Origin of the sequence: Bifidobacterium cuniculi (assembly GCF_000741575.1) — a bacterium.
Lineage (GTDB): Bacteria > Actinomycetota > Actinomycetes > Actinomycetales > Bifidobacteriaceae > Bifidobacterium > Bifidobacterium cuniculi.
In genome coordinates this window covers 1-25229 of sequence record NZ_JGYV01000013.1, presented here as the reverse complement: position 1 = coordinate 25229, position 25229 = coordinate 1, and the positions used below count along the sequence as shown (strand labels likewise).

The window sequence follows — 25229 nt, the reverse complement described above, 5'->3', positions numbered from 1 at the left end:
GTCACGTGAACATCACTAGACATGCCCCGCATTTGCGGGGATTGCGGCTAGATTGGACACGCCGATTTCCTATTTTCCGCAAGGTGATATACATGGCGACCGCTCTGTCGTGGCTGGGGTCCTATGGTGCGTCGGTCATCATGCTCAGTGCAACATTGCCCGAGTCGAAACGTGAGGAATACATGCGGGCCTATCGCAGAGGTGCCTCGGCCGTGCACGCCATTGAAGCGTTTCCAACTTCGCAGCCGGCAATGAACAATGATTTCGGCAATCCCATTGTTCCGGGATTCCAGGAATCGAAGTCCCCGACGGAGAAGGGCTGGCGCTACCCGTTGATCTCATCGGTGACGGCAGATGGCGAATCCACGACATCGGCTGAACCGTCAGGCCGATCCAGCCGGGTGGAACTCACGATGCTGGACGATGACGACGCCACGTTGGTGCAAAAGCTCAAGCAGCAGCTGCAGGACGGTGGGGCGGCCGTGGTGATACGCAACACCGTGTCACGTGCCCAGCATACCTACGACGTGCTCAAGGAAGAGTTCGGGAACGACATGGATGTCATGTTGGACCATTCCCGATTCCTTGCCTGTGACCGGGCATCCAAGGACGAGGACCTGATCAAACGGTTCGGCAAATCAAGTGGGCCGGAACAGCGCAATGCCATCGTCGTGGCCACGCAGGTCGTGGAACAGTCACTGGACGTCGATTTCGATGTCATGATCAGTGATATCGCACCGGTGGACTTGCTTCTGCAGCGTATGGGGCGGCTTCACCGTCACCATCGCGGACAGGACGAGGGCGAACGGCCGGAATCGTTGCGACAGGCACGGCTGTACATCACGGGAATCGAACAATGTTCTCCAGCGTCACCGCCACTGTTCGCAACAGGCATCGAAAGCGTCTACCAACGATTCTTCCTGATGAGGACAATGGCGATCCTGAATATTGCGCCGGGCGAGACCACCATGGTGATAACGCCAGATGACATTCCGCGTCTGGTGCAGACAGTCTATGACACGGAACATCTCACATGCCCAGCAGCTTGGGAGAGAGAGACCACGGGCGAACGTGCCGCACGAGATGCAATGCTGGAAGTCCGTAAAAACTCAGAGAGTACTGCCGGGCAATTCGGCATTTTCCCATCTTGGTATGAGAAACGCCCCTTCTCCCTGGGATCCTGGCTGAACTTGGACATTCCCGATCCCGACGGAAGCAACAACAGCCAAAGCAGGAAAAGCCGGGCCAGTGTCAGGGAAGGCGATGACACTTTCGAGGTACTCGTACTTCAACAGGATGATCAGGTGACAATCCCATCCAGAAATTTGCCATCTGTCGTCTTCTCGTCGCCATCCTGTATGGCGCGTTCGGACATTCCCTGACCGAGGTGGAATGGCTTGAACTTCTGGACAAGGGGCCGAAAGACCCGGATATCTGGAAAGCACTCGACCAATACCTTGAGTGCTATGAAGACAGGTTCGACCTCGTGGATCCGGAAAAGCCATTCATGCAAGTGGCTGGACTTCACACGGCAAAAGACGACATGAAAGGGCTTGACTGGCTTGTATTGGATATGCCTGCCGGAATGCACCTGTTCACTACGCGCACCGAAAGCTCCCTGCAACGGATGTCCATGGCCGAGGCGGCCCGATGGCTGGTGACCATACAGGCGTTCGATGTTTCCGGAATCAAATCCGGCGCCATAGGGGATCCACGTGTCAAAGGCGGCAAGGGATACCCTATCGGCACCGCATGGTGCGGCAACCTCGGCGGCCTGCTCAACGAAGGCTCGAATCTATGGGAAACCCTGATGTACAACTTCGTCAGCGATGAATTGTTCGACACCGACGAAGAGAACGTGGATTGGTCCGACGACCGTCCGGTATGGGAACGTGCACCGTTGACAGCTGCCGTGGAGAAAAGCTATAACCAGCCCCAGGCTGATACTGGCATACCACGTTATTTCAAGGGACCCGCGACGCTATGCACGTGGCAGTCCCGCAGGATACGGTTGGCCCATGACGGCGAATATGTGACCGGTGTACTGCTGTGCAACGGAGACCGGCTCAAGCCCCAGAACGCACAGGGATACGAAACCATGACTGCATGGCGCCGCAGCGAACCCCAGGAAAAGGCATTGAAGCAACCCGTGGTTTACATGCCTCGACGGCACGATCCAACCCGATCACTGTGGCGCAACCTTCCGGCATTGACTGTGGCGGCACAAGAACCTGACGCCATAAACGCAACACTACGCCCCCGGAGCCTGGATTGGCTGGAACAGGTCATGGAACAGGATCAGGAACGTGGTGAGTCAACACGTCCCATGCGCCTACACGCCTATGGTGTCCAGTACGGTAACCAGGAAGCAGTCATCGAGGCAATGGTCGACGATGCACTTGACCTCGATCTCTGTCTGCTCACGGCGCAGAACCCTTTCATCGGACAGGAACTGGCTGCAACGGTGAACCTGGTGGATGAGGGAATCTCGGCGCTCGCCAATCTTGCTTCCAACATTGCCATGGCTGCCAGCCTGGATCCTGAAGGACCCCGGGCCCAAGCCCGTGAACGGGGGTATTCCTCTTTCGATGGAGTGTTCCGGCAATGGCTTCGCCATGTGAACCTGCAGAATTTCGATGAAGAAATCCTTCGATGGAGGCAAACCGTGCGACAACTGCTGCTGAGGCTCGGTATAGAGCAAGCGTCCCTTGCACCTCAGAAAGCAATTGTCGGCAGAGAGATCAGCAGGAAAAACAATGCTACGGGAGAGGAGGTAACTACCCACTATTCCGTTGCCCTGGCCGAAATATGGTTCAGAGCGAAAGTCAACACCATCATCCCCAAGGAAGGAGAGTGATCATGACAGACCAGAAAACCCCGTCGGCTACTACATGTCTGACACCATTCGGTGCATGGGTATCGTACACTGTACGTACTTTGGCCCACGGAGACAGTGCCGACACAAGTATCGTAGGCGGATACCTGGGCGACTCGCCAACGGCTGTCGCTGCCATTGCAAAACTATCCCACAATGTGGGGCACGCAATCGGTTCCGATCCGGACATCTTCTACTGGACGGTTCCTGACGTGGACGATACGGCCATTTATCCCCACGGTGCTCCGGTATCCAGCGAACCGACCCGTGAAGAACTTGCCGCGCATGCCGCCATCACCCTATACGCCATGCATCAGCAGTCGAACCACGAGATGCCGATGCATACGGACGCTCCCATTTCCATAGGACGAGCCGTGGGTGCCATGGCATTCGGAAACATCAACGAAAAAGGGATACGATCGGCTTTCGACAAACTGCAAACCGCATCCAGCTGGGCAATGACGGTCATGCACGCGCGTCATTTGATCCAATTGCTCAAGCGTGAAGATATCGCGATCAATTACGGTCTTTTTGCACAAGACATGGTGGAGCTGCGTAGCAGCAGCGAGCGCGGAAACCGCGTACGTCTACGGTGGGGACGCGATTACCAGAGTGCCTACGCCCAGGCGAAGGCAAAAGCAGAAGACTGAGCCATAGGAAGATACGTTCGCAAGACAACCTGCATGCCATTCAACATGTGCATGCTTAGCAATAACCATGAGCCGCGACACGCGGCACCGACCAAAAGGAATACACATGAAAGACAGGACCATCGTTGAAATCCACGCGCTGGAAACGACCGCGGCAGCCAATCTCAACAGGGATGACACCGGCAGCCCGAAGACCGTCAACTACGGCGGCGTGACACGAGCGCGTGTCTCAAGCCAAGCGTGGAAGCGTCCCACACGCATGCTGTTCAAGGACATGTTCGACGCTTCCAACCTTGGTGTGCGGACCAAGAAGGTCGTGGATCTGCTGGCCGAACGCATTGCGGAACGCAGTGAGTCGATGGCAGCCGATGCGGCCGAAATCGCCGAACTGATGCTGGGCAAGAGTGGTGCTGGGCTGAAATTGTCCGCGCCGCGCAAGAAGAAGGGGGCCGCGGAATCTTCCGAGGAACCCGCCATGCAGTCAACTTATCTCCTCTTCTTGGGGAACGCGCAGTATGACAAGTTGGCAGACCTGGCAATTGGACATCTGGACGGCGTAATCGATCCCAAGGAGAGGGAAACCATCGTAAAGTCCATGAAAAAGGAAATCAGGCAGACGGTAATGGACGACAAGGCCATTGACGTCGCGTTGTTCGGCCGCATGGTTGCGGACGATACGGACATGAACGTTGATGCCGCGGTCCAGGTGGCACATGCCATCAGCGTACAGGCCGTGGACACGGAATCCGACTATTTCACGGCAGTTGACGATGCCAAGGGCATTGGCGCCACACCGGATGACGAGGGTGCCGACAACGGTGCGGCCATGTTGGGCCAAGTGGAATTCAACGCGGCCACGTTCTATCGCTATGCCAATGTGGATGCCAACCGGCTCTACGACACGCTTGGCGACGTGAAAGCCACGGCAAAGGCGGTAGCTGCATTCGTCAAGGCATTCGTGACAAGCATGCCGCAGGGGAAGAGCAGCTCATTCGCTCAAGGCACCTTGCCGGAGCTTGTTGTCGTGAACGTCCGGGACAGCCAGGCGGTGAACTTGGTCGGTGCTTTTGAACGCCCCGTCCAACCGGACTATGTGGAGAATGCAACCAAGGCTTTTGTCAAGCGTTCCCAGCAGATGGATGCCGCCTATGGCATCGAACCCGTCAGGACTTGGGTGGTTCGCATTGGTGACGACACCGATGCAGCCGATGCGCTGGCAGACGCCTGCTCTCTGCAGAACGTGGTTGATGGCGTCGAAGCGGTGGTCGCGGAGCGTCTTGGTCTGGAACAGCCGACGAGTGGGGAGTGAAGGCCATGCCTGTATTGCTTGCGGTGCTGAAAGGCCCCATGCAGTCATGGGGCGCATCAAGCCGATTCATGCGACGTGAGACGGAGATGATGCCCACGAAAAGTGGTGTCATCGGCATGGTCGCCGGCGCACTGGGTATGGAGCGTATTGCTTCGCTGGACCGATTCAAGTCACTGCGGTTCGGTGTGCGGATCGATCAACGGGGCACCTTGCTGAAGGATTACCACACGGTGACCAAAGACAAGGAAACCAAGGTTTCGCAACGTTTCTACCTGCAGGATGCAGTGTTCCTCATCGGGCTGGAGAGTCCCAGTCGTGATGAGCTGGAATGCTTCCAGGCAGCACTGGGTGCGCCGTTCTACCCCCTGTATTTGGGTCGCAGATCTTGTCCTCCCGACGGTCCCATACGGTCCTGGATCATTGAAGACGATTTGGAGCACGCATTGGCAGCTGCCCCATGGCAAGCTGCGGAATGGTATCAGAGGTCCATGTTGTCGCGGAGGAAAACGCTTGCGTCGGAAGGACCTGTGGAAATCATCGTGGAGACGAAAGCATCCGATATGGATGGTGGACTGGTGGATACCATCAACGATGAGCCTGTGCGTTTTGACCCTCGGCTGCGTCTTTGGAATACCCGGTCCTACAGGCATTTAGAAGATGTTTCTCCGAATCCTACGGTTTCCGTCACCCCGCACGCAGAAGGGCAAACCTCGTCCTTCAGCGGCGATGAATTCTTCGACGCCGTCGTACAGGTGAAGGAGAAGCAATGACATTCTTTTCGAGAGTCATGATCAACCCGATGGACAGACACGTGCTGCGTGTTGGTAGTTCCTTGCAGCGCATGCACGCAGTGTTAGCAAAGGCCACTGATGCCCAGGCTTCCAATCAGCGTACCCTATGGCGGCTGGATCGAGGTCTGGGCAGCGCATGGGCAAAGCTCTATATCGTATCCGCAGAAAAACCGAAACAAGATATTTTGCAAGCGGAGCTGGGAATACGCCCTGCAGATATGGCCTGTACCGAGTACGAGCCATTCCTGTCGAAACTGGAATGCGGACAGGAATGGGGTTTCCGGATCACTGCCAATCCGACTCATTCCATCATGGGGAGTGATGGCGTTTCACGTGGCGCACGCAAGCCATTGGTGAAGCGGGATGATCAGGAACAATGGCTCTGCCGTCAGTTGCGCAAGTCAGGTTGTCATGTCACCATCAATCGACTTGAACAACCCGAATTGCGGATACAAGATGTGCAACAGACATCGTTCGGCAGACGGACCTCCACAGTGACCTTGACACGGGTCACCTATGAGGGGCTGCTGTCCATCGATGACGCGGATTCGCTCCGGCGGACGATGCTGGAGGGCATTGGGCCGGCCAAAGCCTATGGGTGCGGTCTGCTGACACTGGCACCTCTTGCTCCGAACATGGTAAAGCAACACTAAGGATGACAATGGGCAAGATTCCTGGAGTCAAGCCACCTGAGTTGAAATCATTGGTACGTGTACAGGATAGGTTGACTTTCCTGTATGCAGAGCATTGCGTGGTGAACCGCGACGACAATGCCGTCACGCTGACAGATAGACGCGGCACTATCCATGTTCCTGCTGCAGCCTTGAGCGTGCTTATGCTTGGGCCAGGGACCAATGTCACCCATTCGGCCATGAGTTTGTTGGCTGAGTCACGTTCAACGTGCATATGGGTAGGCGAGCGAGGCGTACGTTATTACTGCCACGGTGCCTCGCTCGCCTCATCAACCCGCTTGCTCGAAGAACAGGCGAAACTTGTTTCTTCTGAACGCGGACGTTTGAAAGTGGCCCGTCGCATGTATGCCATGCGTTTCCCGAACGAGAAGACGGATGGTTTAACCATGCAGCAACTGTTGGGAAAGGAGGGAACGAGGGTACGCCGTGCGTATGAACGTGAATCGGAGCGCACAGGGGTCCCTTGGTCAGGGCGCGTGTACAAGATGACCGATTTTGACGATGCGGACCTGATCAACAGGGCATTGTCTGCCGTCAATACGTCACTGTATGGCGTGGTCCATGCCGTAATCGTGGCGCTTGGCTGCTCACCGGGACTCGGGTTCGTACATGCGCGGGACGAACGGAGTTTCGTATTCGATATCGCCGACCTGTACAAAGTGGACATGACCATTCCCCTAGCTTTCGACCTTGCTGCAATGGAAGTCTCGGATCCGTCGTCGGCAGCCCGGAAATCTTTGAGGAATAGGATGAAAGACGGCAAATTCATGGAGCGCTGTGTGCACGACATACGGCGTCTTCTGCTTGTTGATCGGGATGGTGGCGCGGACGATTTGGAAGTCGAAGATACGAGGATCCGGATTACGTGCACTGTCAACTATGAGGTTGAACCAAAGTGTCAACTATGAGGTTGAACTATACACAAGTGAGCGTTGTGCAAATCAAATTTTTCAGGCTTGTCAATGAATGGGGTTTGGCTTACTATCAGTCTAGTTGCCCCGCGTATGCGGGGATGATCCAGGACATCGACGCGGAGGTCAGGGCGAAGGCCCAGTTGCCCCGCGTATGCGGGGATGATCCGAACGTGGCGTCGTCGCCGCACTTGCGGAACGAAGTTGCCCCGCGTATGCGGGGATGATCCGCGTGAAGCTGATCGGCCTTGCACGGGCGAGGTAGTTGCCCCGCGTATGCGGGGATGATCCGCGTTCAACCCGAACATGCTGGACGCGGTCGTAAGTTGCCCCGCGTATGCGGGGATGATCCGCCGCCAAGGTCGGACTCGGCACACGATACGTAAGTTGCCCCGCGTATGCGGGGATGATCCGAACGGTGTCGAGCGCAAGCTCCACAACTCCAAAGTTGCCCCGCGTATGCGGGGATGATCCGCAGAACGGATGCACTGGTACGCGACTACCTGCAGTTGCCCCGCGTATGCGGGGATGATCCGACGTCCACAATGAGCTCGATTGGTGCAAACTCAGTTGCCCCGCGTATGCGGGGATGATCCGCGCCCTCACCGGCGTCTACGATGACAAGGCCTAGTTGCCCCGCGTATGCGGGGATGATCCGACGACGGTTTGGGGCCGTCCCTTGTAGTCGCCAGTTGCCCCGCGTATGCGGGGATGATCCGAGTTCGGCACGGGCGCGCTCATGTACTCCCAAAGTTGCCCCGCGTATGCGGGGATGATCCGTTCATGGCGGCACCGGCCGTTGGGCAGATGTTAGTTGCCCCGCGTATGCGGGGATGATCCGTTCACCGTCCCACCGAATGAGAGCAGTGGACAAGTTGCCCCGCGTATGCGGGGATGATCCGGTCAGCGTCCGCCCCGGCAACCAGCGCATCGAAGTTGCCCCGCGTATGCGGGGATGATCCGTGTGGTGTTGGTGGTAGAGAGCGCGACGAGCAAGTTGCCCCGCGTATGCGGGGATGATCCGGACTTCTCGGCAACGGAATGCCCCGCCTCTCTAGTTGCCCCGCGTATGCGGGGATGATCCGATGCCGACGGGGGCGCCGTTGTTGGCGGCATCAGTTGCCCCGCGTATGCGGGGATGATCCGTTCATTGTGGACGTCTTTGCCGTACACGTGCTAGTTGCCCCGCGTATGCGGGGATGATCCGTGATGTCGGTGTGTCGCCCCGCCCACATCCAGAGTTGCCCCGCGTATGCGGGGATGATCCGGCGTTGCGCGCTGACCCGAAGCTGTTTATCAGAGTTGCCCCGCGTATGCGGGGATGATCCGGCTGGGGCCCACTACATGTTGACTATGACGACAGTTGCCCCGCGTATGCGGGGATGATCCGAGCACTACGAGCCGCCAGATACGGCAACGCCGAGTTGCCCCGCGTATGCGGGGATGATCCGCAACGTCGCGAGTCCTGTCGGCCGAGAGGTCGAGTTGCCCCGCGTATGCGGGGATGATCCGTCAACCATGAGGGTACTATCAGCAAAATTTTGAGTTGCCCCGCGTATGCGGGGATGATCCGGTATCCGTACCGTTCCCGTGTTTTATGATGCGAGTTGCCCCGCGTATGCGGGGATGATCCGGCATCAGCCCGTGCCGCTCGCAGCGTGGGCGCAGTTGCCCCGCGTATGCGGGGATGATCCGTTTTGGGGCCGGGATGCTGTTCCTGGCGTTCGAGTTGCCCCGCGTATGCGGGGATGATCCGCATGAGCCGACGCGGCGCAGGGTTGCACAATGAGTTGCCCCGCGTATGCGGGGATGATCCGGTTTGCCACGATGTCAACGGCGTGCAGATTGTAGTTGCCCCGCGTATGCGGGGATGATCCGACCACGGCATCAGGCACACCTCCCCACAAAAAAGTTGCCCCGCGTATGCGGGGATGATCCGCCCCGCGAGGTACGTAAATCCTTCAGACTCATAGTTGCCCCGCGTATGCGGGGATGATCCGCCCGTGCAGGGCGTCCTGGTCGAATCCGACGAAGTTGCCCCGCGTATGCGGGGATGATCCGAACCCGCATTCTAAGGGAAGGGAAGAAGCATGAGTTGCCCCGCGTATGCGGGGATGATCCGTGCTTCGCTGCTCATGCCACGTCCTTGATGAGAGTTGCCCCGCGTATGCGGGGATGATCCGGTAAAGCCCCCATTTATCGATCTAATCGACGAAGTTGCCCCGCGTATGCGGGGATGATCCGTCCCCAAAATCTCACCTGCCGAGGGTACGGCAAGTTGCCCCGCGTATGCGGGGATGATCCGCGGAAACCATCGAAGTGGGCGCGTTGCGTGGCAGTTGCCCCGCGTATGCGGGGATGATCCGTTATCCAAACGGAAAACCTCACAGACAGGAAGAGTTGCCCCGCGTATGCGGGGATGATCCGCTCCCCCTCGTTCGATTTCATCGCCCGAGAACAGTTGCCCCGCGTATGCGGGGATGATCCGAATTGGCCACTGCCTTATGGCATGGCCATTCTAGTTGCCCCGCGTATGCGGGGATGATCCGGCATCCGTACCGTTCCCGTGTTTTATGATGCGAGTTGCCCCGCGTATGCGGGGATGATCCGGGCATGGTGGTTTCCTTGGTTTCTCGGGGGTCAGTTGCCCCGCGTATGCGGGGATGATCCGGGGATGAGCGACATGGCCCTAAGTTTATTCAAAGTTGCCCCGCGTATGCGGGGATGATCCGTCTGTTCTGGTACTGCGCGCAATGCGAGGTCGAGTTGCCCCGCGTATGCGGGGATGATCCGCGCGGCGCACGCATTTATGGATGCACGCGCGGAGTTGCCCCGCGTATGCGGGGATGATCCGTGGGCGGTGATGGACGCGCTCATGGCACAAGGAGTTGCCCCGCGTATGCGGGGATGATCCGGAGTTGCAGTCGCAGCTGGTTGCCGAGCAGGAAGTTGCCCCGCGTATGCGGGGATGATCCGGGGGCTGACGCGCAAACTGGAGGATCAAAAAAAAGTTGCCCCGCGTATGCGGGGATGATCCGTCTTTCTTCTTAAGGAGCGCTTGGACGACCCGAGTTGCCCCGCGTATGCGGGGATGATCCGCGATGTGAGCCGCACAGGTCCGCCAACCGCACAGTTGCCCCGCGTATGCGGGGATGATCCGGCCGAGTAGGCCATGAGAGCCACATAGGCGGCAGTTGCCCCGCGTATGCGGGGATGATCCGGACGCGAACCGTTTGTCGCAGGAAGCCAATGCAGTTGCCCCGCGTATGCGGGGATGATCCGAGGTGGTCCTGTTGGGTGATGTTGGTGGCCATAGTTGCCCCGCGTATGCGGGGATGATCCGGTCGTGTTCGCCGACGCCGTCACCACCTCCAAAGTTGCCCCGCGTATGCGGGGATGATCCGCCACTTACCGCGCTGCCCCCACGGCTCCAGGCAGTTGCCCCGCGTATGCGGGGATGATCCGCGTTGGGTGTGAGCGGCTGGGAGCGGGTATCCAGTTGCCCCGCGTATGCGGGGATGATCCGACGCGGACGCGCTTGGCTGAGTTGATTGCCGCAGTTGCCCCGCGTATGCGGGGATGATCCGCGGACGGATATGCTGGTGTTGTGGATGCGTGGAGTTGCCCCGCGTATGCGGGGATGATCCGGCCGCCGACCGACTCGACGCCTACCTAGAGCGAGTTGCCCCGCGTATGCGGGGATGATCCGGGTAGGCCGGCCCATTATTGCAGCGACTCATGAGTTGCCCCGCGTATGCGGGGATGATCCGCTCGGCGCCGTCGAGGATGGATCTCAATGTGCAGTTGCCCCGCGTATGCGGGGATGATCCGAGACCCGGCAGCGCAGGAACCGCATGCCGCCCAGTTGCCCCGCGTATGCGGGGATGATCCGCGTGTCATCGACCGTGGTAGCGTCCATGGTGTAGTTGCCCCGCGTATGCGGGGATGATCCGGCCGACGAAATTCTCGAGTCCGCGAAGGGGGAAGTTGCCCCGCGTATGCGGGGATGATCCGTCGGTTTGCAACCCGGCGAGCGCCCCCCGTATAGTTGCCCCGCGTATGCGGGATGATCCGATTGTTTCGGGCATGAGGCGGGGGCGGTCGACAGTTGCCCCGCGTATGCGGGGATGATCCGACACGTGTCTCGAGGGGGAGAGGCGCTGCCCGAGTTGCCCCGCGTATGCGGGGATGATCCGGAAGATAACCAATGACCGATGACATCCCCGCCAGTTGCCCCGCGTATGCGGGGATGATCCGACGGCAAGCGAGTGGGGACGATACCGCGCGGCAGTTGCCCCGCGTATGCGGGGATGATCCGCGCCATCGTTCAGCGCCCTCCTCAAAGGCGGCAGTTGCCCCGCGTATGCGGGGATGATCCGGTACGGTCTCCAAACTCATCAGCGGCCGCGCCAGTTGCCCCGCGTATGCGGGGATGATCCGGATTTGTAGGCGTCGAATTCCTTGCCTGCCGCAGTTGCCCCGCGTATGCGGGGATGATCCGCTGGAGCAGGGCGTGGTGCCATGGCGCAAGCCAGTTGCCCCGCGTATGCGGGGATGATCCGAAAAGGCGCCGACTCGACTGCGTTCGGCACAAAGTTGCCCCGCGTATGCGGGGATGATCCGCACGCTCAGCATCCACTACGCGGCCGAGATCAATGCGGGGATGATCCGACGTTGCAGGCACAGTTGGGGCATGCGAGTGCAGTTGCCCCGCGTATGCGGGGATGATCCGCCCCCACCGTATGCCCAACGTGCATGCTCAAAAGTTGCCCCGCGTATGCGGGGATGATCCGGCCGCCGGGTGGCATCCTCACCGAGGTGGGCGAGTTGCCCCGCGTATGCGGGGATGATCCGAATCCGGTGGCGAAGTCGCCGACCATGAAGGCAGTTGCCCCGCGTATGCGGGGATGATCCGCCGGCTTCCATTTTTTCGCCGGTGGTGAGGGTAGTTGCCCCGCGTATGCGGGGATGATCCGCTCGAAACGGTTCAACCGATCGGGATGCCCGGAGTTGCCCCGCGTATGCGGGGATGATCCGATTCGACGCACTGTTCAAATACGCGGCACCAGAGTTGCCCCGCGTATGCGGGGATGATCCGAAGGATGCCGCTGCCGCGAAGACGGACGCGGCAGTTGCCCCGCGTATGCGGGGATGATCCGATCGGCGAGGCCGGCAGCAACGTGCTGCGCCCAGTTGCCCCGCGTATGCGGGGATGATCCGTGCCCACTGGCCGGGCAATGGGTCGAAGGCGGAGTTGCCCCGCGTATGCGGGGATGATCCGACCTACACGGAGTTCGATGACCCGGAAAGCGAAGTTGCCCCGCGTATGCGGGGATGATCCGTTCTGTCACCCGCCATTGCGGTATTGCTGACAAGTTGCCCCGCGTATGCGGGGATGATCCGCGACGGCAGCCCTTGGGCACTACAGCAGACTACGGAGCAGGGCGACGAACTTGTATGCAGTCTCCAGGGAGACGCGCGCCCCGTTCAGCGTGACGCGAATCTCCGAGTCGATGGTCTCGACCTCGACCACGTTGTCGCCGACTTGCAGCCGGCCGCTGATTACGGTAGTATTCTTCATGGTTATCTTTCCGGGCACTACGGCCCGAAAGACATTACCCCGAAGGTTGCAGCCTTCGGGGTATTTTTTACCCTTCGGGCCGTTCTACCATCACCACGGCATGCCCCACCGTGGATACACCGCGCGACATCCGCACGGCTAGTGCGCTAGTCAGGCTATGAGCCTGTAGGGCTAAACCCTCTAGCGCTGACGACTGTGACTAGTCGTCCAGTAACCTCAGTTGCCCCGCGTATGCGGGGATGATCCGACCACGACCATCAGTTTGGACGGTGGACGCTGAGTTGCCCCGCGTATACGGGGATGATCCGACGGGCCTCGACAACCTGCTTGGTGAAGATACAGTTGCCCCGCGTATGCGGGGATGATCCGAACGCGTCGATGGCTCGGCGTGTGGGTTGGATAGTTGCCCCGCGTATGCGGGGATGATCCGTCCTTCGGCACTGCCAGCGGTTTGCCGTCGTCAGTTGCCCCGCGTATGCGGGGATGATCCGATGAGAAGAGCCACCCCACCTACGGGGTGGCTAGTTGCCCCGCGTATGCGGGGATGATCCGGACCATTTCCTCATCGATTTCGGTCCTGAGGCCACAGCGCCGGAAAAAGTTTTGTACCAGTTATCGCAATTCAATCTGCGACACCCATCTTCAGGCATATCGGAACTATGGGTATTCGATGCAAAAGGCCTGAGAGAAGTACGGTTACTCAAAAAATCGGGAGATAACCCCTTGACTTATCTTCCAGTCTTGAAAGCTGGTTGCATGGAATCTCCCGACAGGTTCATTTTAGCACGATGCTACGGATATGCCACAAAAGTAGAAAGGAGCCATTGATGGCAGAATCGGACACCACCCCTCAGCTCGCAGACCCTGAGCCCACGGCATCCGACGACGAGACCGCCACCGGCACTGAACAGGCACCCTGGGCCAGGGAAGGCATCGAGTTCGACGCCGACAAGGCCTGGAAGCTTGTGCTGAACTTGCGCGAGGAGAACAAGGGCCTCAAGGAGAAGAACCGCGCTTACGAGGATGAGAAACTCTCCGAAAAGGAGAAGGCTGACCGTGACCTCGCCGAGACACGTGCACAGATTGAACAGTTGCGAATGGAGAAAACTCGGGTTATAGGCCAAAAAGTGTGTAAAGGGCTAGTGGTCGTGGAATGCGTTCCAGTCGATGCCGATCCCGTAGCGCAGTGGCAGGCTGTCAGGGTCGCGTAGGTCCTGTGGCCGGTGTTGCCACGCGTCCCGGTACCAGTCGTCCACTTGCTGTTCGGTGAGCGCGTGCGCGGCCAGCCACGCGTCCGATTCCGGGTGCTCGCCGTGTTGGTGGCACCACCAGCAGATCGCCTTGACCATGCGGGCCTTGCTCATGCCGCGATGGTCCCTGGGCATCTGGCGGATACGCCCGTTGGCGGACTCGATGCGGTTGTTGGTCGCGGGCGCGCCCTCCTGGTCCAGGAACGCGAACAGGGTGCCCGACGCGATGAGCCTGTCGGCCATCCTGCGCACGGCCACGATCCGGGGAAGCGCGGGCCGTTTCCTGCCCTTGGCGTCCGTGACGGTCTCGTCCAGGTACTCCTGCCACCTGTGGCACCAGTCCTGCCGGCCGTCGAGCCACCGGATGGCGGACTCGTCGTCGTGGACCTCGCTGATCTGCACGGCCAGGTCGCGCAGCTGCTGGCAGATATCGGTGCTCGGCTTGGTGCCGGTGGTCTTGGTGATCGCCAGGCATACGTGGAACAGGCAACGTTGCACGGGCGTGTCCGGCCAGCGTTCCCTGAGGGCCTTCAAGAGGCCGCCGTCGCCGTCGCGCACGACCGGGTCGGGTGGTGCCAGGCGTGCCATGAGCGCTTCCTACCCATCGGACGCCTCGCGGCGGGCCGCATGCCAGCCGGCCACGTGCGAGTGGCCGTCCATGGCGATCAGGACGACCGTGTCATGGCCCAGGTGGATGCCGTCCAGGTGCAGCACCCGCTGCACGGTGCCGTCGCGGGGTACGGGCGGGATGAGGTCCCACAGCATCCGGCAGCGGCGCCTGAGGGTGCGCGTGGCCGGTCGGTGCTCGTCCTGGCTGGCGCGTGCCGGCAGCCAATCCAGGCCGTAGCGAAGGTCGCGGGCGGCGTGGTCCTGCGTGGTGGTACGGCTCGTGCCGCACGTGGTGCATCGGTAACGGGTCTTGCCTGCGCTGGTGGTGCCGTTCTTGCTCATGGTCTTGCCGCATCGGGCGCATGTTGGTCGTTGCATGACACCAGTCAACGATGCCGGGGACCATGAACATGCCGTAAGGTCAATGATTGCAGTGTCTCGGGAGTGTTTTCTTACACACTTTCTGGCCGGGTGGCATGGTCGGCTGTCAGACTATGGGTCGGCCCTCAAGCCTTCTCCTGATTGGCTTGAGGGCCGATTTTTTTTACACACTTTTTGGCCGATAACCCGAAAAAAGCCACCCCGCAGGGTGGCTTTATGTGGCATGCAGTAGCATGTTAAATCCGCATCATGATGCATGTTTGCCAATCGAATCCTGGTACGGCAAGAGGATATCTTCGACCTCCACGTCCTGGGCATGGGGCATGTACTTCCAGAAATTGTCGTCCGCGACCGCCATATGGCAGGTATCGCCCGTCTCCTTCTTCACGAGGTACATCGGTTGGCCGGGAACGACCTCTCCGGGAAATCCCGTGCCTATTATCCATGCATCCAACGAGTCGGATACTCCCACGACCTGCAGGTAAGGCTGTAGAGCGGCAACCTTTCGAATCGCTTCATGCACCGTAATCGCCATGATTCTACACCTCCAAACACATCTTTCTTGCCTGTTCCGTGGCTTTCGCTATTATATGTCTTTCCGTCCTTGGCCAGATTAAAGTGTCGTTCAACGGATCAGGCTTCCTGAGGCTTATTCGAGCATGCCGCGATTTGCGGATCCATGAACCGGATACCGTGTTTCATTTTCTCGGCAATGAAAACATGGCCTTCCCTCTCTCGTCCTTTCCATTCGACCTCGACTATGGCCCGGCTGCCCTTGCCCCATTCCTGCATTGTCTGTTCGATGAATTCTTTGCCATTCCCTGGGCCAAGTTGCCCCGCGTATGCGTATTTTTGTCAAATCGGTATTTCGGGAATAGTCATGCCGTGCCGTGGGGTGTCGTTCTTGTTTATGTTTCTTGCCGAATAGGTGCATGTTGGTCGTTTCATGACGTCAGTCAACGACTCGGAACCATGAACATACCGAAAGACCGATGAGTACAATGGTTCGAGGCTGTTTTCTTGGCATATGCTTACCCATTCGACATAATCGTTCCCTGGAGCATGAATTGCCCTTTTGTCCATTGCTCCGATGTTTCTATGCCGCCCGCCTCGGCGTCGGTGCGCCGGCGCCGAGGCGGCCGGCTATGCCAGCCGACGACGACTGGCATAGCCGTGTGGCTTCTGTCGCATGGAAACTCACGTAGCCGAACGACCGGATGTCCGCTGTGCGCGTATCGAACCTTCGTAAAGCCTTGGGAAAGACATTTGCAATCGTTGTCTCATGTAGGAAGGAGACATATCCCCAGAGGAGAGGACCATCTATGGCCAGCCCCAATCCGCATGACGGTGCGCCCGAAGGCGCACCGCAGACGCCACAGCCTACGCAAGGATATGAGCAGGGATACCAGCAGATCCCGCAACAAGGGTATGTGCAGCAGGGATACATGCCTACCGGCGAGTACGCCCAACAGCCGCAGTCGCCAGCCCCGTCCTATGGACAGGCTGCACAACAGTACGGTCAGCCTCTGGCTGCCACGCCAGGGTATGCGCAGACCCAGCAGCCCGCTGCCGCATACGGGCAGCAACAAGGGGCAGTCCCGCAGCACCGGCATACGCGCCGCCTGCACAGGGCGCTACGGGGCAGGTCATGTCGCCATACGGTTATCCGCAAGGTGCGGTTGCTGGGCAGCCCCTCATGCCGGGCAACCGCAGCAAGAGGATACCCCGCTACGCCCATGATGACTGGATATCCGCAGCAACCGTTTGCGCCCGCATCAGAGGTGCAGCCCAAGAAGTGGTACCAGCAGTGGTGGGTGTGGCTCATCGCCGCACTCGTCGTCATCGCCGTGGTTGTCGGCATCGTCCTCGCGGTCAACGGTGGTGCTGGCAGCAACGGTGCCTCGCGGGAAGGCAATAGCAGTGCCATCACAGAGGGCGACAGCGGTTCCGAGAAGGGTGACAGTACTCTGACGGAAGACAATAGCGCCCTCAAGGAAATGGCCGCTACCTGCAAATCCCAAACCAGCCTCGGCACCAGCGCGGACTGCTCCGTGTCCGGGAATACGATTACCGTCACCGTCAGCATGGAGGATGACCGTCTTACTTCCCAGGGCGATGCAGTGGCGGCCAGCATGGCGCGCATCATGTGGAAGATCATTCACGATGAAAAGAACATTGACGACTTCGAAGTGAAAGTCATCTACAAGAGCAACGGCAAGGTCGTCGGCGAAGGGGCAGCGACCTCCGCCGACAGCACCGGTTCCGGGACCCTCGACAGCTACCAGGACATGCTCGACAAGTATGGTCTGGATTCTGATACCGGCAGCGGCCTCAGAGGGACTTACTGATTTCAAGCTGCCGTGTGCGAGCCATGTCGCCCATCGCTTGCACACGGCGCAAGGAATCAAACATGCGAAGGCACATAGCCATCGGGGCGGTCATTCCCGTTTCGTCATGGGAATGACCGCCCCGATAATCGATCGTCGGCTTGACTCAGTCGTCCGTCTCGAAGACCTTGAGGTCGGTGCTCATCATGTCGCGCACGTCAGAGGAGAAGAAGCCCTTGTCGGCAGGGAACTTGTCGGACTTCACGCGGTCGGCGTTCACCCACTGCTCGAGCACGGAGACGGTGACCTCCGGCAGGCCGATGCGGGAAGCGGACACGATCAGCAGGTCGCGGTTCTTGTCGGTGTCCTTCATCTCGGACAGGCCGCGCATGGCCTCCACGTCGTCGCAGTCGGCGATGTCCTTGTTGTCGAACAGCACCTCGTACCAGTTGTTCAGCGCCATGCCGGTGCGGGTCATGTCCTCGGTAACCTCTGCCATTGCAGTTCCTTTCCTATGCCTTCCGCCTCGTCGCACGGTGCGTCGGGGCCATTGCCTTGGTCATGGTAGCCGCCAACAGGCTGGCGCCCGTGCAGCTTCCGCCGCGGGGAAAACTCGCGTAGCAGGAAGCCGGGAAGTGCGCTGTGCGCATAGTGGTGTCTCATGGAGCGTCGGTATGGCGGTTTGCAATCGTTATCTCCGGTAGGATGGAGACACATCCCCAGAGGAGAGGACCATCTATGACCAACCCGAATCCGCAGGACAACGCGCCCGAAGGCGTGCCGCAGACGTCGCAGCCACAGTCGGCATCCGGATACGGACCGGGATACCAGCAAACCCCGCAGCAGGGATACACGCCTGCCGGCGAGTACGCCCAACAGTCGCAGCCGACCGTGCCGTCCTATGGGCAGCCCGCGGCACAGTACGGCCATTCGCCGGCGCCCGCTCCCGGTTATGGCCAGGCGCAGCAGCCGTATGGCCAGCCCCAGCAGCCCGCTGCCGCCTACGGGCAGCCACAAGGAGCGGCCCCGCAGGCGCCGGCCTATGTGCCGCCGGCGCAGGACGCAACGGGACAGGGCATGCCGTACGGCTACCCGCAAGGCGCTCCCGCCGGGCAATCCCCCATGCAGCAGTACCCCGGCGCGCCCACCATGGCCGGCTATCCACAGCAGCCGTTCATGCAGGCCGTTGCCGAACAGCCGAAGAAGTGGTACCAGCAGTGGTGGGTGTGGCTCATCGCGGCATTCGTTGTCATCGGTGCGGTCGTCGGCATCGTCGTCGCGGTGAATGCGGCCGGTGGCGGCGGCAACGTCGTCCTCAAGGAAGTTGCCGGCTCCTGCCAGTCCCAAACCGCCGTCGGTGTCACCGCGGAATGCTCCGTTTCCGGTGATACGCTCACCGTCACCATCAGCATGGACAACGCGAACCTCGGATCCGTGGGCAACGATGTGGCGGCCGGCATGGCGCGCATCATGTGGCAAACCATTCATGACGAGAAGAACCTCGACAACTTCGAGGTGAAGGTCATCTATAAGGCCGACGGCAAGGTCGTCGGCGAAGGCACGGCGACCTCCGGCAGCGAGAGTGGCGAGGGCGGAGTCGGCATCCCCGACAGCTATCAGGACACGCTCGACAAGTACGACCTCGACTCCGACATCGATCTGGACGATTACGACTGGTGACCGAACCGGACGGGCGTCATGAACGCGGATGGCGGGCATCGGCTGAACGTTCAGCCGATGCCCGCCATCCGCGTTCATGACGCCCGGGAGAAGGTCAGTCCCGTTGCCGTGACTCCTGTGCATCGTGGCGCAACAGGTCGTCCAGCTTCTCGTCCGCCAGCGCCTCGCGTGCATCGGCAGCGGCGTCCGGATCCTTGCCCTTGGTGTCGAGCAGGTCCTGGACATCCTGCGCCAGGCGCTCTTCCTCGTTCCTCATGTCGTCGGTCATGACGGCCTCCTTGCCTTTCCTCGGCCGGCGGCGGTGCGCCGCATGGCCCTGCAAGCCAGTTGTACTCGCCCGACATGGCAGTTCGCTGGGAAATACGCCGAACGCGACAGTCTCGGCGGCCGCGCCCAAGGTGCGATGTAATGGAACAAGAGCCCAACCGGGCTGCAAGACAACAACGAAAGGCGGACGCGATGACGGACGACAAGAAGACCCACGAGACCATGAAGGAACGCTTCGACGATTTCAAGGCGGACATCGACGAGAAGAAGGCCGAGCACCAGGAGAAGGACGTCATCAAGGACGCCGAACGTGCCGCCCACCACGACGAGAAGGCCGACGTGGACATCGCCAAGGCCGCCGCGAACGTGGACAAGGCGCAGGAGCGTGAGGACGAAGCCCAGGAAGGCTGAGTTTCCCTGTTTTTATGGCATGGCGTGCTTCCTCGTTGCCGACGAGGGCACGCCATGTTGCATTGTTGCGTGGGATCGCTCCGGCTTATCTCGCCTGAAGTCGCTGTTCATCAAGTGGCATCCCCTGCACCTGCCAGACCCATCCTTCCCGTTCCTCGCGCTCCACTCCTTCGTCCCCATTCCCGCTACCATGGTGTGACGGCTGATCGTGTTCCCTGAGCCAGGAAGCCGCCAGCCCCATTCCCACGTCGATTCCACTTCGGGAGGCTCCATGGCAGGAACCCGGCACGCGCAACGCTCAGATACCGCCGTCCCGGCGCAATCCCCGTCCGCGCAGTCCCCACATTCCGTGCCCGTCGCGCAGCCAGCCCAGGTCGGCTTCGTCGCCCTCTTCGCCCTGGTCATCTCGGCCATGGTCGGCGGCGGTGTCTTCAGCCTGCCGCAGAACATGGCGCAGCACGCCAGCATGGGCGGCCAGCTCATCGCGTGGGCCATCACCGGCGTCGGTATGTGGTTCATCGTGGACACCCTGCGCATCCTCACCATCGTCCAGCCGGACCTCAAGGACGGCCTCTACTCCTATGCCAGGTACGGTTTCGGCGGATTCGTCGGTTTCCTGGTGGCCTACGGCTACTGGATCTGCAACTGCTTCTCCCTGGTCGCCTACGGCGTGCTCGTCATGTCCACGATGGACATCTTCCTGCCCGGCACCTTCATCAACGGCAACAACCTGCTTTCGGTGCTCGTCAGTTCGGCCATCATGTGGCTCATGGTCGGCATCTCCATGCTCGGCGTCACCACCGGCGCGCTCATCAACGTCGTGGGCACCGTCTGCAAGATCGTGCCCGTCGTCGTCTTCATCATCGCCATGCTCACGCTGTTCCGCGGCGGCATCGCGCTGCACGATTTCTGGGGGATGGCCGCTGACGGCGCACCGCTCGCCTTCGACCTCTCGCGCGTCGGCAGCCAGGTCAGCGGCTCCATGCTCGTCACCCTGTGGCTGTTCATCGGCATGGAGGGTGCCGTCGTCGTCTCCGGCTCGGCGCGCAGCTCGAAGGACGTCTCCCGTGCCACCGTCGCCGGCTACCTCACCGTCCTCGTCCTCTACGTACTCGTGTCCATCCTGCCGCTCGGCGTCTACGACATGGATGCCCTCGGTGCCATGCCCAACCCCTCCATGTCCATCATCATGGGCGAACGTTTCGGTACGTGGGGTGGGGCCATGGTCAACGTCGGCGTCATCGTCTCCGTGCTGTTCGCCTGGCTGGTGTGGACGATCATGATCAGCCAGATGCCGCTCTTCGCCGCCCGCGACGGTCTCTTCCCGCGCTCCTTCTGCCGGCAGAACCGCCACGGCGCGCCGGCGGTCGGCCTGCTGTGGACCGGCGTGGTTTGCCAGGTCCTCTTCCTCGTCTGCCACTTCGTGCAGGGAGATGCCTGGAACGTCATGATCTCCATCACCTCGGTCATGGCGATGCCCTGCTACCTGTTGTGCTGCCTGTACCTGTGGCGGCTGGTGCGCCGCCGGCCGACGCTGTTCGCCGCCGGTGGCGTGACGCGCCGGCGTGCGCTCGCCGTCGGCATCCTGGGGTCGCTGTTTTCGCTGTTCCTCGTCTACTCCGCCGGGCTGCACTATCTCATGGTTGCCTGCGCGCTGTTCGCCATCGGCCTGCCGATCTACGCCGTGGCGCGTCGCCAGCGTGCGCCCGGCGAGCGCTTCCTGAGCCGCCGCGAGCTCATCCTGTTCGCGGCGATCGTGGTGGTTGGCGTCATCGGCGTCGTCGGCACCTGGCGCAGCGGCATGTTCGGCTGAGCCGCCTAGACTGTCCGGGTAGGCAATCTGCGGAGAGGAGTCGTCATGAAGCGCATCGTCACGGGCATCGTCGCCCACGTCGACGCCGGCAAGACCACGCTGTCGGAGGCGCTGCTGTATGCGACGGGTACGACGCGCGCCCTCGGCCGCGTCGACCATGGCGACTCGTTTCTCGACACCGACGCCATGGAGCGTGCCCGCGGCATCACCATCTACACGGAGCCGGCCATCATCGAAACCGACGGGGCGCAGCTGACGTTGCTGGACACGCCCGGCCACGTCGACTTCGCCGCGGAGATGGAGCGCACCCTGCAGGTGCTCGACTATGCGATCCTGGTGGTGAGCGCGCCCGACGGCGTGCAGGGCCACACGCAGACGCTGTGGCGGCTGCTGCGGCGGTACGAAGTGCCGACGTTCGTCTTCGTGAACAAGACGGATGCGCCGGGCGTCGACCGCGTGCACGTCCTGCAGGAGCTGCACGAACGCTTCTCCGACGCGTGCATCGACTTCACCGGCGCCGCCGAGGGCACGCTGGACGACGCGCAGCTCGAACAGGTCGCCATGCAGGACGAGACGGCGATGGAGGAGTACCTGTCCGACGGCACGCTGTCGCCGTCGCGCATCCGGTCGATGGTCGCGGACCGCCTGGTGGTGCCGGTGTTCTTCGGTGCGGCGCTGCGCATGGAAGGCATCGACGACTTCCTGCGTGGCTTCGTGCACTTCACCCGCGAACCGGAGTACCCTGCGCAGTTCGGCGCACGCGTCTTCAAGATCTCGCACGACACGCAGGGCAACCGGCTGACCTGGCTCAAGGTGACCGGCGGCGAGCTGCGTGCGAAGATGCTGCTGCCCGAAGGCGACGGCGAGGAGAAGGTCGACCAGGTGCGCCGCTACTCCGGCGCGAAGTTCACGACGATCGAGTCGACGCCTGCGGGCACGGTGTGCGCGGTGACCGGCCCCGAACGCACCTTTCCGGGGGAGGGCCTGGGCAGTGCGCAGGACGCGGCGCGCCCCGAGCTGCAGCCGGTGCTCACCTACACCGTCGACGTGGGCGACCTGGACAGCCACCATGTGCTGCTGGCCCTGCGTGAACTGGAGGACGAGGACCCGCTGCTGCACGTGGTGTGGGATCCGCGTCTGCAGGAGATCCGCGTCCAGCTCATGGGCGCGGTCCAGCTGGAGGTGGTCGAGCAGCTGATGCGTGAGCGCTTCAAGCTGCCCGTGACCTTCGACGCCGGCTCGATCCTCTATCAGGAGACGATTACCGAACCGGTGGAGGGTGTCGGGCATTTCGAGCCGTTGCGGCACTACGCGGAAGTGCACCTGCTGCTCGAGCCGCTGCCGCAGGGCGGCGGACTCGAGTTCGCCAGCGACGTCTCCGTCAACGACCTCGACGTCAACTGGCAGCGTCTGGTGCTGCAGCATCTGCGGGAACGCGAACACCTCGGCGTGCTGGTCGGCGCTCCGGTCACGGACATGCGCATTTCGCTGATTGCGGGGCGCGGCCATCTCAAGCACACCGAGGGCGGCGACTTCCGGCAGGCCACGTACCGTGCGCTGCGGCAGGGGCTCATGGAGGCACGTGCCGGCGTACCGACCGAGGCCAGCGTCGAGGAAGTCGCCGACCGCTTCGTAGGCGATGGCCGCGATGACACCGACGACGACGCGCCGGCGGCCCGCATTCAGGGGGCCGGTAACTGCCGGCTGTTGGAACCGTGGTACCGTTTCCGCTTGGAACTGCCGCAGGACATGGTCGGCCGCGCCATGAGCGACGTGCAGCGGATGGGCGGCACCAGCGAGCCGCCGACGCTCGATGGTGCCTATGCCGTGCTTGAGGGCGATGCGCCGGTCAGCGGCATGCGCGACTACGCCATGGAAGTCAACGCCTACGCGCACGGCGAGGGGCGGCTCAGCGTGGTCTTCGCTGGATATCGTGCCGCCCATGACGAGGCTGCCGTGGTGGAAGCGGCGCACTATGAACCGGAAGTAGACTTGGAGCATACGCCAGACTCGGTGTTCTGCGCCCATGGCGCAGGGTATCCCGTGAAGTGGTACCAGGTACCGCGGTTCGCGCATGTGGCAATGAGGGAGTGATCCGACGGCCCGAAGGTGCCGGTGCTACGTGCGGTGGCGCTATCGGGTCGATTGGATTGTGCCGGGCCGGAGGTAGCGAAGGGAATGTTCCACGTGCCCTGAGGGGGAGCTTGGCGGAACGGTGATCGGGAAGCACATGAAGTGTGCGTTGGCTGATGTTGGTTGATTGGTTGATATGGAAAGAGCCCCGGAAACCGGGGCTCTTTCACTGGAGCGGACAACGGGACTCGAACCCGCGGTCTCGACCTTGGCAAGGTCGCGCTTTACCAACTAAGCTATGTCCGCAAAGGACCGTACCGAAGTACGTTCGTGGGCGATACAAGATTCGAACTTGTGACCCCTTCCGTGTCAGGGAAGTGCGCTACCACTGCGCCAACCGCCCGGGCCGAGGAACTAACCTACGGGAGAGGGAGGACAAACACGACGGCCGACGTGTCGTCGCCCATGTCCGCGCCGCCTTCCTGCGCATGGGAGAGCCGCGCTCGTTCAGGACCCGGCCGCCTACGAGCGCGCGCCGCCTTCCTGCGCATGGGAGAGCCGTGGGGTGCGGCGCACGTTTTTCGGCACGGGCGGATTATGCGCCGTCAGGGAGCGCATGATTCGGGTTGTGCGCTGCATGGCGGCGCACGATTTTCCGGGCGTGGGAATCGTGCGCCGCCAGGGAGCCGTTCCTTGGTTGGCGGTTTCGCCCTGGGTCCGCTCTGGCGGTATCCCGCGGGCCCGACGCGCCGATGCGGCCGCCGGGCGGAGGGTCCGCCCCGTCATGGGGTGCCGGGGTGGGGTGTGTTTGCCTGGTTTGCGACACGCCGGTGGAGGTGTTGTGTTTGTTGGGTTCGGGGCGTGTCCGGGAGGGGTGGGTTTGCGTTTTGGGTGGTTGTGGTGTAGGTTTTTCTCTTGCTGCCGCCGGGCGGTCGGGTTCCTTCGGGTGCCGGGCTTTCCTGGTGTGTGGTGGTGGTTTGAGAACTCAAGAGCGTGTACTGTACTACTTCCTCCAGCGTTTGTTGGAGGGTTTGTTTTTTGATTGCCAGTCCAATCCCGCCCGTGCCTGTGTGGTGTGGGTCAGTGAGAGCTGTGAATGGGGTTGGGAGGTTTTGAGTGGGCATCGCCGTGTCCTGTCTCCTTTTGGGGGTGGGGTCGGTGGTGTTTCGTTGATTTTCCTTTGTGAAATAAATCTTTGTTTTTGTGAGAGTCTTTGTTGGCTTTCCGCATTTGTTTTTTTGTGGAGGGTTCGATTCTGGCTCAGGATGAACGCTGGCGGCGTGCTTAACACATGCAAGTCGAACGGGATCCGGCCAAGCTTGCTTGGCTGGTGAGAGTGGCGAACGGGTGAGTAATGCGTGACCAACCTGCCTCATGCACCGGGATAGCTCCTGGAAACGGGTGGTAATACCGGATGTTCCACATGATCGCATGTGATTGTGGGTAAAGGCTTTTTGCGGCGATGGGATGGGGTCGCGTCCTATCAGCTTGTTGGTGGGGTGATGGCCTACCAAGGCTTTGACGGGTAGCCGGCCTGAGAGGCGACCGGCCACATTGGGACTGAGATACGGCCCAGACTCCTACGGGAGGCAGCAGTGGGGAATATTGC

At 61.0% G+C, this 25229-nt stretch carries 20 protein-coding genes, 2 tRNA genes, 1 rRNA gene and 4 CRISPR repeat arrays; of the genes, 14 read left to right on the top strand and 9 right to left on the bottom strand.

The features are described from left to right. Positions 1-92: 92 nt before the first annotated feature. From cas3 to cas1e, 7 genes are all read left to right on the top strand, one after another. Complete coding sequence (gene cas3, locus BCUN_RS07690) at positions 93-1382, top strand: CRISPR-associated helicase Cas3' (RefSeq protein ID WP_051920934.1); 1290 nt, start codon at positions 93-95, stop codon at positions 1380-1382. Further along, complete coding sequence (gene casA / locus BCUN_RS07685; protein WP_081895623.1) at positions 1316-2857, top strand: type I-E CRISPR-associated protein Cse1/CasA; 1542 nt, start codon at positions 1316-1318, stop codon at positions 2855-2857. The genes cas3 and casA overlap by 67 nt, the downstream gene beginning before the upstream one ends. 2 nt (positions 2858-2859) lie before the next feature. Continuing rightward, the gene (gene casB, locus BCUN_RS07680; protein ID WP_033517035.1) at positions 2860-3525 is read left to right on the top strand and encodes a type I-E CRISPR-associated protein Cse2/CasB; all 666 of its coding nucleotides are present in this window, start codon (positions 2860-2862) and stop codon (positions 3523-3525) included. A 106-nt stretch (positions 3526-3631) separates the two neighbouring features. Continuing rightward, entirely contained in the window at positions 3632-4834 is a 1203-nt protein-coding gene (gene cas7e, locus BCUN_RS07675; protein WP_033517037.1) for a type I-E CRISPR-associated protein Cas7/Cse4/CasC, read from the top strand. A 5-nt stretch (positions 4835-4839) separates the two neighbouring features. After that, positions 4840-5604 (top strand): type I-E CRISPR-associated protein Cas5/CasD, encoded by a 765-nt coding sequence (gene cas5e / locus BCUN_RS07670; RefSeq protein WP_152598155.1) that lies wholly within the window; start codon positions 4840-4842, stop codon positions 5602-5604. Next, a complete protein-coding gene (cas6e, locus tag BCUN_RS07665; RefSeq protein WP_033517039.1) occupies positions 5601-6278 on the top strand; it encodes a type I-E CRISPR-associated protein Cas6/Cse3/CasE in 678 nt (225 codons plus the stop codon). Before cas5e ends, cas6e begins: the two co-directional genes overlap by 4 nt. An 8-nt stretch (positions 6279-6286) precedes the next feature. Continuing rightward, complete coding sequence (gene cas1e, locus BCUN_RS07660) at positions 6287-7225, top strand: type I-E CRISPR-associated endonuclease Cas1e (RefSeq protein ID WP_051920931.1); 939 nt, start codon at positions 6287-6289, stop codon at positions 7223-7225. A gap of 83 nt (positions 7226-7308) precedes the next feature. Beyond that, positions 7309-11242: direct repeats of the CRISPR family, unit length 29 nt; unit sequence AGTTGCCCCGCGTATGCGGGGATGATCCG. 91 nt (positions 11243-11333) lie between these two features. Next, positions 11334-11851: direct repeats of the CRISPR family, unit length 29 nt; unit sequence AGTTGCCCCGCGTATGCGGGGATGATCCG. Between the two features lie 79 nt (positions 11852-11930). Beyond that, a CRISPR array of direct repeats spans positions 11931-12631; the repeat unit is 29 nt; unit sequence AGTTGCCCCGCGTATGCGGGGATGATCCG. Between the two features lie 19 nt (positions 12632-12650). Here the strand turns inward: cas1e and BCUN_RS12375 are convergent. Next, a complete protein-coding gene (locus BCUN_RS12375; protein WP_156100145.1) occupies positions 12651-12809 on the bottom strand; it encodes a hypothetical protein in 159 nt (52 codons plus the stop codon). A gap of 217 nt (positions 12810-13026) precedes the next feature. Beyond that, positions 13027-13361: a CRISPR direct-repeat array (repeat unit 29 nt; unit sequence AGTTGCCCCGCGTATGCGGGGATGATCCG). Positions 13362-13636: 275 nt separating this feature from the next. On the opposite strand from BCUN_RS12375, the gene BCUN_RS12370 reads away from it, so the two are divergent. After that, positions 13637-14020, top strand: coding sequence for a hypothetical protein (locus BCUN_RS12370; RefSeq protein WP_033517954.1), 384 nt, complete (start codon positions 13637-13639; stop codon positions 14018-14020). On the opposite strand, the gene BCUN_RS13050 is transcribed toward BCUN_RS12370, so the two are convergent. From BCUN_RS13050 to BCUN_RS12985, 4 genes are all read right to left on the bottom strand, one after another. Then, positions 13949-14647: a hypothetical protein gene (locus BCUN_RS13050; protein ID WP_051920930.1), complete on the bottom strand. Its 699-nt coding sequence runs from the start codon at positions 14645-14647 to the stop codon at positions 13949-13951. The two genes, BCUN_RS12370 and BCUN_RS13050, sit on opposite strands and share 72 nt — an antisense overlap. Positions 14648-14656: 9 nt before the next feature. Then, positions 14657-15046, bottom strand: coding sequence for a transposase-like zinc-binding domain-containing protein (locus BCUN_RS13045; protein WP_476559206.1), 390 nt, complete (start codon positions 15044-15046; stop codon positions 14657-14659). A gap of 250 nt (positions 15047-15296) precedes the next feature. Then, positions 15297-15584 (bottom strand): hypothetical protein, encoded by a 288-nt coding sequence (locus BCUN_RS07645; protein WP_033517955.1) that lies wholly within the window; start codon positions 15582-15584, stop codon positions 15297-15299. A gap of 98 nt (positions 15585-15682) precedes the next feature. Further along, entirely contained in the window at positions 15683-15841 is a 159-nt protein-coding gene (locus tag BCUN_RS12985; protein WP_081895622.1) for a toxin glutamine deamidase domain-containing protein, read from the bottom strand. 944 nt (positions 15842-16785) lie between these two features. On the opposite strand from BCUN_RS12985, the gene BCUN_RS07640 reads away from it, so the two are divergent. After that, entirely contained in the window at positions 16786-17397 is a 612-nt protein-coding gene (locus BCUN_RS07640) for a hypothetical protein (protein WP_034258558.1), read from the top strand. 145 nt (positions 17398-17542) lie between these two features. On the opposite strand, the gene BCUN_RS07635 is transcribed toward BCUN_RS07640, so the two are convergent. After that, positions 17543-17875, bottom strand: coding sequence for a hypothetical protein (locus tag BCUN_RS07635; RefSeq protein ID WP_033518784.1), 333 nt, complete (start codon positions 17873-17875; stop codon positions 17543-17545). A gap of 239 nt (positions 17876-18114) precedes the next feature. Between BCUN_RS07635 and BCUN_RS12980 the strand changes: the two genes are divergently transcribed. After that, complete coding sequence (locus BCUN_RS12980; RefSeq protein ID WP_034258556.1) at positions 18115-19056, top strand: hypothetical protein; 942 nt, start codon at positions 18115-18117, stop codon at positions 19054-19056. Positions 19057-19150: 94 nt separating this feature from the next. Here the strand turns inward: BCUN_RS12980 and BCUN_RS12365 are convergent, their stop codons facing one another. Next, entirely contained in the window at positions 19151-19324 is a 174-nt protein-coding gene (locus BCUN_RS12365; protein WP_156100144.1) for a hypothetical protein, read from the bottom strand. 191 nt (positions 19325-19515) lie between these two features. Between BCUN_RS12365 and BCUN_RS07625 the strand changes: the two genes are divergently transcribed. From BCUN_RS07625 to BCUN_RS07610, 3 genes are all read left to right on the top strand, one after another. Continuing rightward, on the top strand, positions 19516-19734 hold the full coding sequence (locus BCUN_RS07625; RefSeq protein ID WP_033518298.1) for a hypothetical protein: 219 nt from the start codon (positions 19516-19518) through the stop codon (positions 19732-19734). 271 nt (positions 19735-20005) lie between these two features. Continuing rightward, positions 20006-21547, top strand: coding sequence for a basic amino acid/polyamine antiporter (locus BCUN_RS07615; protein WP_051920928.1), 1542 nt, complete (start codon positions 20006-20008; stop codon positions 21545-21547). Between the two features lie 45 nt (positions 21548-21592). Further along, on the top strand, positions 21593-23641 hold the full coding sequence (locus tag BCUN_RS07610; RefSeq protein ID WP_033518294.1) for an elongation factor G: 2049 nt from the start codon (positions 21593-21595) through the stop codon (positions 23639-23641). A gap of 209 nt (positions 23642-23850) precedes the next feature. Here the strand turns inward: BCUN_RS07610 and BCUN_RS07605 are convergent. Both BCUN_RS07605 and BCUN_RS07600 read right to left on the bottom strand, forming a co-directional pair. Further along, positions 23851-23926: transfer RNA gene (locus tag BCUN_RS07605), tRNA-Gly, on the bottom strand. Positions 23927-23951: 25 nt separating this feature from the next. After that, a tRNA-Val gene (locus BCUN_RS07600) sits at positions 23952-24023 on the bottom strand. A gap of 834 nt (positions 24024-24857) precedes the next feature. Between BCUN_RS07600 and BCUN_RS07595 the strand changes: the two genes are divergently transcribed. After that, positions 24858-25229 (top strand): 16S ribosomal RNA (locus BCUN_RS07595); the annotation flags it as partial.